This is a genomic window from Candidatus Eremiobacteraceae bacterium (assembly GCA_035710745.1).
GTDB lineage: Bacteria > Vulcanimicrobiota > Vulcanimicrobiia > Eremiobacterales > Eremiobacteraceae > JANWLL01.
This window is the reverse complement of the sequence record DASTCX010000030.1, coordinates 18551-28125: the sequence shown is the minus strand read 5'-3', so window position 1 is coordinate 28125 and position 9575 is coordinate 18551. Positions and strand designations below refer to the sequence as shown.

Genomic DNA, 9575 nt, shown 5'->3' with positions numbered 1-9575 from the left:
CCGATGCGCTCACCAACTACGTCAACTACTACAACACCGAGCGTCCGCACACCGCGATCGGTGGACGGACGCCCTTCCAGAGGTTGGCCGAAAAGAGTACCCCAGGTCTGTAGGGAGTACAGTAAAGGTCGACCGCTCCATTTCCATAGCGGGTTCGTCTGTAGCGTTCGAGCTTTAGCTCGACCGGGGACGACCTGTCAAGGCAGACCGCTGTCGACCGTAAAGGTCGACCGCTCCATTTCCGCCCAAACTTCCGCCGTGGCTTCGAGACTTGGCATACTTGTTGGTGGCGGGCCGGCGCCGGGGATCAATGGGGTGATCGCGTCCGCCGCGATAGAAGCGATCAACAGCGGATGCGACGTCGTCGGATTGATCGATGGTTACCGGTGGCTGGCACGCGGCGAGACCGATCACGTCCGGCCGTTGACGATCGAAGACGTCAGCCGCATCCATTTCACGGGCGGCTCCATACTCCGGACCTCGCGCACGAATCCGGCGAAAGACGAGAAGTCGCTCGCGAACTGCGTCGAGAGTCTACGCAAGCTCGGCGTCACGCACTTGCTCTGCATCGGCGGCGACGACACGACGTTCGGAGCGAAGAAGATCGCCGAACGCGCGGGCGGAGCCGTCAAGGTCGCGACCGTGCCGAAGACGATCGACAACGATCTGCCGCTGCCGGATAACATGCCGAGCTTCGGTTTCGAGACGGCGCGCGCGGTCGGAACCGCGATCGTCGAAACGCTCATGGAAGATGCGCGGACGACGACTCGCTGGTACGTCGTCGTCAGCATGGGCCGCAAGTCGGGCGCGCTCGCGCTAGGGATCTGCAAGGCATCGGGCGCGACGCTCGCCGTCATTCCGGAGGAGTTCGGCGACGGGCAGGTGACGCTCGGCGCGGTCACCGACATCATCACCGGCGCGATGATCAAGCGGCGCACGATGAGTCACGACCATGGCGTCGCAGTCGTCGCGGAGGGGATAGCCGAGCACCTGGGCGCTGCGGATCTCGACAGGTTGAAAGACGTCACGCGCGATGCGTACGGCCACATGCGCCTCGCCGACGTCGACCTCGGCGACGTCCTGCGCCGCACGCTCGAACAGACGCTGAGCGAATACTCGCTCGACATCACGGTCGTCACGAAGGACATCGGCTACGAGCTGCGCTGCGCGAAGCCGCTGCCGTTCGACGTCGAATATGCGCGGACGCTCGGTTACGGCGCCGTGCGATATCTGCTCGAAGGCGGGTCGGGCGCGCTCATCGCGCTTCGGGGCGGCAAGGTCGTGCCGGTCGACCTCAACGACCTCGTCGATCCGGCGACGGGCAAAGTGCGCATCAGGCTCGTCGACACGACGACGGAGTCGTACAAAGTCGGCAGAGAATATATGATCCGGCTCGCGCCGGACGACCTCGTAGAACCGCAGCTTTCGCGGCTCGCGTCAACTGCCGGCGTCGGGCCAGACGTCTTCAGCGAACGGTTCGGTCCGGTCGCGCGCTACTAGCCGCTTCTCGAGGAAAACCGTCGTTCCGGTCTTCGAGATGTCGTAGCGGACACCGTCCATGACGGCACGCATGATCGGAATGCCGCGGCCGCGACCGAGGAATTCCGCGGGAATCGAACTGTTGAGCGCTCGCTTCTCGTCGAACCCGCGGCCGTGATCGCCGATCTCGATCGTGAGAGTGTCGTGCTCGAAGTGGCAGCGCACGACGATCTGGCTTTTCGTCGTGTGGCCGTGCTCGACTGCGTTGCTGCACGCTTCGCCGACCGCCAGCACGATATCGGATACTTCGGATGCCGAAAAACCGCGCGTCCGAGCGAAGACACCGACCGCTCGGCGGGCGATGGCTACCGAATCGAACGCGCTCGGGTATGTCGCCAAAAAAGTCGTCACGGTTTTGGTTGCCACCGTTGATTAGTTACCCCTTGGTCCGATGCCCAAAACGGTGCGCTCCCGTACCAACGCCCGACTGCGACCGCGCTCACCATATCCGCGCCATAATAATAGCCGAATTCGCGCACGTCGCACGTTTTCAGGACGACAAGATCAGCCGCACGCCCTTCGTCGAGCACGCCCGAATCCGATCGAAGCGAGCGAGCTGCTTGGACGGTGATGCCCGCTATCGTCTCCGCCACTGTCATACGAAGCCGTCGCCGTGCTAGATGAGCGACGACCTGGAGTGACGGGCAAGGGCTCGTTCCCGGATTGAAATCAGTCGCGAGCGCGACCGGCACACCGGCATCGATGAGTTCGCGAGCAGGCGCATAGCGGTCGAGCCCGAGATACTCGGTCGTCGCCGGACAGAGCACCGCGATGGTCCCCGACGCGGCGAGCGCGCGGATACCGTCGCGATCGACGAAATTGAGATGATCGGCCGAATCGCATCGCAAGTCGGCCGCGAGGCGCGCGCCGCCGCTCGCCGACAGCTCATCGGCGTGCATCCGTAGGCGTAACCCCGCGTTCGCGCTCGCTTTCAGGAAGCGCGCGCTTTGTCCGTTCGAGAAGTAGCCGCGTTCGCAGAACGCGTCCGCGTAGCGCGCGATCTTCGCGTCGGCGACGCGCGGCAAGATGCGCGCGACGAGCTCGTCGACGAACGAATCGTAATCGGAGAACTCGGGCGGCAGGGCGTGCGCGCCGCAGAACGTCGCAACGACGTGCGGCATGTCGGCGAACGAGTCGAGCGCTGCAAGCGCTTCGAGCATAGCGACCTCGCCCGCGGCGCTGAGCGCGTACCCGCTCTTCACCTCTGCGGTCGTCGTGCCATGCTCGAGCATGAGCCCGAGCTTGCGCGCGCCGATCTCGACGAGTTCCGACGGCGAGCATCGACGCGTCTGCTCGACGGTATAGCGGATGCCGAGCGTCGGCGCTCTGCCGGCGGCAAGCGAGTCGAAGTCGGCGACGCGGTCACCCGCGAAGAGCGCGTGCGTGTGCGCGTCGATGAAGCCCGGCATGACGACGGCGCCGCCGGCGTCGATGACGTCGACCCCATCCGGTATCGCGACGTCACGACCGATGTGGATTATGCGTCCGCCGCCCGCGACGAGCGTCGCGTGCTCGATGATGCCGAGGTCGTCGTCGGTCACGCCCGCCTTCAGCGACGCAGACGCCAGCGGCCGCATCGTCACGATCGTCGCGTCCGAGATCGCGAACGTGGCGCCGAGCAGCTTGCCTACCACGTGATCTGTTTCGCGTCGATGCCGTCGATGTGGAGGTAGTAGGCGGCGGAGCTCGCGATCGCCGCGAGCGGTGCGAGGCCGACGAGCTCGCAGCCGAGGATGCCCACTCCGGCAGCCGCCGCTTCGCGTCGGATGAGTTCGGTCACGCGATAGAGCGGGATGGCGCGGAAGTCGAGCACGTTCATCGAGACCTGGACGAACGGCTGTCTACCCGCGGCATCGCCCTCGATCGCGAAACCTTTCGCTTGTATTCCGTAAAAGCCGCCGCTCATCTGACGCACGCCCTTTGCGATGCGCTGCGCGAGCTTGAGGTCGGTCGTCGCAAGATCGACGTTGTACGCGATGAGGAAATCGCGCGCGCCGACGGCGACGATGCCGGCGCTCGGATGGAGCGCGGGCTCGCCGACATCCGGCCGGCGGTCGGGCTCGCCTACCGAGGCGAGCAGCCCTTCGAACTCGCCTTTGCGCACGTCGGCGAGCTTGCGGCGCTCCGGTCTCGTCGCGGCCGCGGCATAGAAATAGGAAGGGAGCCGGTAACGCTCCCACAACGACTGCGCGCAGCGCCGCGCGAGCAGAACAGCCTCGTCCATCGTCGAGTCGCCGACGGGGATGAAGGGGATGACGTCGACCGCGCCCATGCGCGGATGCTCGCCTGAGTGCGTCCGCAGATCGATGCGCTCGACGGCGACGCCCGCGAGCCGTATCGCCGCGTCGACGACGCCGTCCGCTGTGCCGACGAGCGTGATGACCGAGCGGTTATGCGAAGTATCGGAGCTCACGTCGACGACCGCGACGTCTTTACCGTTTGCGGCGGCGACACGCGCGGCGTCGATGACGTCTGCGCGCCTGCCCTCCGAGATGTTCGGCACGCACTCGAATATCTTCGCCATCTTCGGGCTTGTCGTTGGCGCGATGCAGGCCGGGACCCTTGCGCGCGAGTATCATCATCGCATGGCCGTCATCGACAGCCGCGTCGACGTCACGTCCGCGGAGTTCGCCGCGAACCGCGAGTACTTCGCGGGTCTGCTCGACCAGCTCCGCGAGCGCACGACGTCCGCCATGGAAGGCGGCGGCCCGGACGCGATGGCGAAGCACGTCGCGCGCAAGAAGCTGCCGGTCCGCCAACGCGTATCCCGGCTGCTCGACCCGCAGACCGCGTTCCTCGAGTTCTCGTCGCTCGCCGCGTGGGAGATGTACAAGGGCGAGGCGCCGAGCGCGGGCATCGTCACGGGCATCGGCGTCGTCGCGGGCCAAGAGTGCGTCATCATCGCGAACGACGCGACCGTCAAGGGCGGCACGTACTTCCCGATCACGGTCAAGAAACATCTGCGCGCGCAAGAGATCGCCGAGCAGAACTATCTGCCATGCATCTACCTCGTCGATTCCGGCGGGGCGTTCTTGCCGCTCCAAGATCAGGTCTTCCCCGATCGCGACCATTTCGGCCGGATCTTCTACAACCAGGCGCGGATGTCGGCGAAAGGCATCCCACAAGTCGCGGTCGTGCTCGGTTCGTGCACGGCCGGTGGCGCGTACGTGCCCGCGATGTCCGACGAGACCATCATCGTGAAGGGACAAGGGACGATCTTTCTCGGTGGTCCACCGCTCGTGAAGGCGGCGACCGGCGAAGTCGTCAGCGCCGAAGATCTCGGCGGTGGCGACGTCCATTCGCGCGTCTCCGGCGTTACAGACCACCTCGCCATTTCCGACGAGCACGCGCTCGGCATGGCCCGCGAGATCGTCGCGAACCTCAACCGCCGGAAGAGCACGCCCTGGCCGCAGCGCGAACCGCGACCGCCGAAACACGATCCGCGCGAACTCTACGGCATCGTCCAGCGCGATTGGCGCAAGCCGTACGAAGTCCGCGAGGTCATCGCGCGCTTGGTCGACGCGAGCGAGTTCCACGAGTTCAAAGCGCTATACGGCCAGACGCTCGTGTGCGGCTTCGCGCACATCGAAGGCAACCCGGTCGGCATCCTCGCGAACCAAGGCATCTTGTTCTCCGAAAGCGCGGTCAAAGCGACGCACTTCATCGAGCTCTGCTGCCAGCGTGGCGTGCCGCTCGTGTTCCTCCAGAACATCACCGGCTTCATGGTCGGCAAGAAATACGAGGAAGGCGGCATCGCGAAGGACGGCGCGAAGATGGTGATGGCCGTCGCCAACGCGGAAGTGCCGAAGTTCACGGTCATCATCGGCGGCTCGTTCGGCGCGGGGAACTACGGGATGTGCGGACGCGCGTATTCGCCGCGTCAGCTTTGGATGTGGCCCAACGCCCGCATCTCCGTCATGGGCGGCCCGCAAGCCGCGAGCGTGCTCCTCACCGTGCGCATGGAAGCGCTCGCGGCGCGCGGCGGTTCGATGACGAAAGAAGAGCAAGACGAGTTCGTCCGTCCGATCTTGGACAGGTACGAGGCCGAAGGCAACCCCTACTACTCCACCGCGCGGCTGTGGGATGACGGCATCATCGATCCGGCCGACACCCGCAACGTGCTCGCGCTCGGGATCTCCGCCGCAGCGAACGCGCCTTTGCCGCCGACCCGCTTCGGCGTCTTCCGAATGTGATGCACTCGGAATTCAGAATGTGATGAACTCGGAATGTGGTATGCCGAGCGAAGCTCGGCTCCGTCGATCATGACCTTCGAAACGCTACGCGTCGAGCGCCAAGGTCCTATAGCGCGCGTCACGTTCGCGCGGCCCGACGTCCGCAACGCGTTGAACGCGCGGATGATAGCCGACTTGACCTCCGCGTTCTCGGCGCTGTCGAGCGACGAGTCGGTTCGTGCAGTCGTCCTGCAGGGCGACGGGTCGTCGTTCAGCGGCGGCGCGGACATCAACTATATGCGCGCCGGCCTCGATCTCGGCGAGAGGGAGAACGAAGCCGACGCACTCCGTCTGTATGACATGTTCGCATCGATCGATCGCTGTGCGGCGCCCGTCATCGCACGCGTGCACGGTGCGGCGCTCGGCGGCGGCTCGGGGATCATCGCGGCGTGCGACATCGTCATCGCGACGGACGACGCGATCTTCGGGTTCACCGAAGCGCGGCTCGGCATCGTGCCCGCCGTCATCTCACCTTTTGTCTTGCGCAAGATCGGTGCGTCCCATGCCCGTGCGCTCTTCACGACCGGAGAGCGCTTCGATGCGGCGCGTGCCTTGCGCATCGGTCTCGTCCACGACGTCGTGCCGGCCGCCGGCCTCGACGCGGCGGTCGCCCGAGTCGTCGATGCGATTCTGGCGTGCGGTCCGCAGGCGACCCGAGTCGCGAAGACGATCGTTCGAACGGTGTCGATGATGTCCGCGGAAGAAGCGCGCGCGTGGACGGCGGAGACGACCGCAAAGCGGCGCGCGAGCGACGAGGGTCAAGAAGGCTTGCGCGCGTTCCTCGAAAAGCGAAAGCCGGACTGGACGTGAGCGCGCCGTTCCAAACGGTGCTCATCGCGAACCGTGGCGAGATCGCGGTGCGGATCGCGAAGACGGCTCGGGCGATGGGGATCCGCACGGTCGCGGTCTACTCCGACGCTGACGCCGGCGCGCCGCATGTCCGGACCTGCGACGTCGCCGTGCGGATCGGTCCGCCCCCGGCGCAGCAGTCGTATCTCCGGATCGACGCGGTCATCGCCGCGGCGCGCGATACCGGCGCGCAGGCCATCCATCCTGGCTACGGATTCCTATCGGAGAACGCGCGCTTCGCTTCGGCATGCGCCGATGCCGGCATCCGCTTCGTCGGACCGCCGCCCGAGGCGATGCGGGCGATGGGCGACAAGATCGCCGCGAAGAAGACGGCGGAAGCGGCCGGCGTGCCGACGGTTCCCGGCTACCTCGGCGACGACCAATCGCGCAAGACGCTCGCAGCCCACGCGAAGCGGATCGGCGTGCCGCTCCTCATCAAAGCGTCGGCCGGAGGCGGCGGCAAGGGGATGCGAGTCGTTCGCGATCTCGCCGAGTTCGACGACGCCCTCGAAGGTGCGCAGCGTGAAGCACTCGCGGCTTTCGGCGACGGCACGGTCTTCCTCGAGCGCTATCTCGCGGCTCCGCGTCACATCGAAGTCCAGATCCTCGCCGACGCGCACGGCGCGTGCATCCACCTCGGCGAGCGCGAGTGCTCCGTCCAGCGGCGACACCAAAAAGTGCTCGAAGAGACGCCATCGACCGTCGTGTCGCCGGCGCTTCGCGCGGAGATGGGAGCGGCGGCGGTCCGCGCGGCACAGGCGGTCGGCTACGTCAACGCCGGAACGATCGAGTTCATGCTCGACGCATCTGGAAAATACTACTTTCTCGAGATGAACACGCGGCTGCAGGTCGAGCACCCCATAACCGAAGCGGTGACCGGTGTCGATCTCGTGCGCGAACAGCTCTACGTCGCGGCCGGTGATCGGTTGAGGCTGGCGCAAGGCGACATCGTATCGCGCGGTCATGCGATCGAGATGCGCGTCTATGCGGAAGATGCGGCGCGCGGTTTCCTTCCATCGATCGGCCGCATCACGGCGTTCGAAGCGCCGACGGGTCCGGGGCTTCGCGTCGACACCGGCGTCGAGGCGGGCTCAGACGTGACGATCGACTACGACCCGATGCTCGCCAAACTCATCGCGTACGACCGGACGCGCGACGCGTGCATCGAGCGGATGGCCGCGGCGCTCGACGACTTCATCGTCGGCGGCGTGACGACGAACATCGCGTTCCTTCGCTGGCTCGTCGGGCACGATGCGTTTCGCCGCGGCGAGACGACGACCGCGTTCATCGACGAACATTTTCGTCCGGAGATGCTGCTCGCAGGCGTTCACGACGATGTCGCGCTGCTCGCGGCCGCCGCCGCCGCGGCGGGCCAGCCGGACGACGCGGCCTCCGGGTCGGTCTGGCGCAGGTTGGGCGCCTGGCGGCACGCCGCAGAGCCGCGGACGATCGTGTTCGCGGGTCACGAAGCAACGCCCGTGATGGTCCTGCTCGGAGCGGACGGCCGATGGTCGTGCACGAGCGGCGCCGAAGAGGCGATCGTTTTTTTTGACGGTGCCGGCTCGACGATCGCGCACGCGGGAGCGACGACACGATTTGCCGCATGGCCGTCGCGCGGAAAGATCTCGGTCGCGATTGGGGGCTTCGTCCGCGACTTCGCGCTGCTCGCGCCGCCTTCGGCACAATCAAGCGGACACGGACACGGCACGGGGTCGGGTGCCGGCGTCGTCGAGGCGCCGATGAGCGGCAAGATCGTCAAGACGCCGGTTCGCGCCGGTGACGAGGTCAGCGCGCGCGACGTCCTCGTCGTCATGGAAGCGATGAAGATGGAGCACACGGTCCTCGCGCCGTACGACGCCGTCGTCCGGTCGGTCGACGTGACGCCGGGCGATACGGTCGGCGCCGGCGATGTTCTCGTGGCGCTCGAGGCGTACGCTTGATGGCGGATGTCTTCGCAGCGCTGCCCGCACGAGTGACGCTCGTCGAAGTCGGACCGCGCGACGGGTTGCAGAACGAAGCGCGCGTCGTGCCGACCGCGACGAAGATCGCCTACATCGACGCCCTTGCAGCCGCGGGGTTACCCATCATCGAGGCGACCTCGTTCGTCGACCCGCGCTGGATCCCGCAGCTCGCGGACGCCGAAGACGTCATGCGCGGCATCGAGCGACGCACCGGGGTTCGATATCCTGTCCTCGTGCCGAACGCGCGCGGGATGGAGCGCGCACTTGCGGCGGGCGCGCGCGAAGTGTCGGTCTTCACCGCGGCATCGGAGACGTTCAACAAGCGCAACACGAACGCGACGATCGCGGAGTCGATCGAGCGCTTCGTGCCGGTCATCGCCTTGGCACGCGAGCGCAACGTCCGAGTACGCGGGTACGTCTCGACTGCATTCGGCTGTCCATACGAAGGTGCGATCGCGCCGCGCGCCGTGGTCGACGTGTCGCGGCGCCTCATCGACATCGGCATCGATGAAGTGAGCATCGGCGATACGATCGGTGTCGCGACGCCGAATCAGGTCGTCGCGGTGAGCGAAGCGTTGAAGCAGCATATCGACGTCGGCCGTCTCGCGATGCATTTCCACGATACTCGCGGCACCGCGCTGGCGAACGTCGTCGCCGCGCTCGAGCTCGGCATTGCGATCTTCGATTCGTCATCGGGCGGCCTCGGCGGGTGCCCATATGCGCCGGGCGCGGCGGGCAACCTTGCGACGGAAGATCTTCTCTACATGCTTCACGGCATGGGAATCGAGACCGGCGTCTCGCTCGAAGGCGTCGTCGCCGCGACGCGCCTCATCGCAGACTCGCTCGATCACCCACCGACGAGCAAATACTACCAAGCGGCGACCGCGCCGAAATAGGCGCATCCGTCGACAAATAAATTCACGCATCGGGACAGAATTCCGACGCATCATGTCGATTCCGAGGACCCTCATCCGACGTGCTTGTAGAGCCTCGG

Annotated in this window: 8 protein-coding genes; 5 read left to right on the top strand and 3 right to left on the bottom strand. The window is 66.2% G+C overall.

The window, feature by feature from the left end; all coding sequences use genetic code 11:
• Positions 1 to 3 precede the first annotated feature (3 nt).
• Positions 4 to 1500 (top strand): diphosphate--fructose-6-phosphate 1-phosphotransferase, encoded by a 1497-nt coding sequence (pfp, locus tag VFO25_11540; protein HET9343534.1) that lies wholly within the window; start codon positions 4 to 6, stop codon positions 1498 to 1500.
• Here the strand turns inward: pfp and VFO25_11535 are convergent.
• The 3 genes from VFO25_11535 to ftcD are packed head-to-tail and all read right to left on the bottom strand — an operon-like array spanning position 1438 to position 4042.
• A complete protein-coding gene (locus VFO25_11535) occupies positions 1438 to 1890 on the bottom strand; it encodes an ATP-binding protein (GenBank protein ID HET9343533.1) in 453 nt (150 codons plus the stop codon). The two genes, pfp and VFO25_11535, sit on opposite strands and share 63 nt — an antisense overlap.
• Positions 1887 to 3173 (bottom strand): imidazolonepropionase, encoded by a 1287-nt coding sequence (gene hutI, locus VFO25_11530; protein HET9343532.1) that lies wholly within the window; start codon positions 3171 to 3173, stop codon positions 1887 to 1889. Before hutI ends, VFO25_11535 begins: the two co-directional genes overlap by 4 nt.
• Positions 3167 to 4042: a glutamate formimidoyltransferase gene (gene ftcD / locus VFO25_11525; GenBank protein HET9343531.1), complete on the bottom strand. Its 876-nt coding sequence runs from the start codon at positions 4040 to 4042 to the stop codon at positions 3167 to 3169. Before ftcD ends, hutI begins: the two co-directional genes overlap by 7 nt.
• On the opposite strand from ftcD, the gene VFO25_11520 reads away from it, so the two are divergent.
• The 4 genes from VFO25_11520 (at position 4005) to VFO25_11505 (ending at position 9477) form a co-directional block, all read left to right on the top strand.
• A complete protein-coding gene (locus VFO25_11520; GenBank protein HET9343530.1) occupies positions 4005 to 5732 on the top strand; it encodes a carboxyl transferase domain-containing protein in 1728 nt (575 codons plus the stop codon). The two genes, ftcD and VFO25_11520, sit on opposite strands and share 38 nt — an antisense overlap.
• Before the next feature lie 69 nt (positions 5733 to 5801).
• Positions 5802 to 6581 (top strand): enoyl-CoA hydratase-related protein, encoded by a 780-nt coding sequence (locus VFO25_11515; GenBank protein ID HET9343529.1) that lies wholly within the window; start codon positions 5802 to 5804, stop codon positions 6579 to 6581.
• On the top strand, positions 6578 to 8560 hold the full coding sequence (locus VFO25_11510) for an acetyl-CoA carboxylase biotin carboxylase subunit (protein ID HET9343528.1): 1983 nt from the start codon (positions 6578 to 6580) through the stop codon (positions 8558 to 8560). Before VFO25_11515 ends, VFO25_11510 begins: the two co-directional genes overlap by 4 nt.
• Positions 8560 to 9477: a hydroxymethylglutaryl-CoA lyase gene (locus VFO25_11505; GenBank protein HET9343527.1), complete on the top strand. Its 918-nt coding sequence runs from the start codon at positions 8560 to 8562 to the stop codon at positions 9475 to 9477. Before VFO25_11510 ends, VFO25_11505 begins: the two co-directional genes overlap by 1 nt.
• Positions 9478 to 9575: the final 98 nt, after the last annotated feature.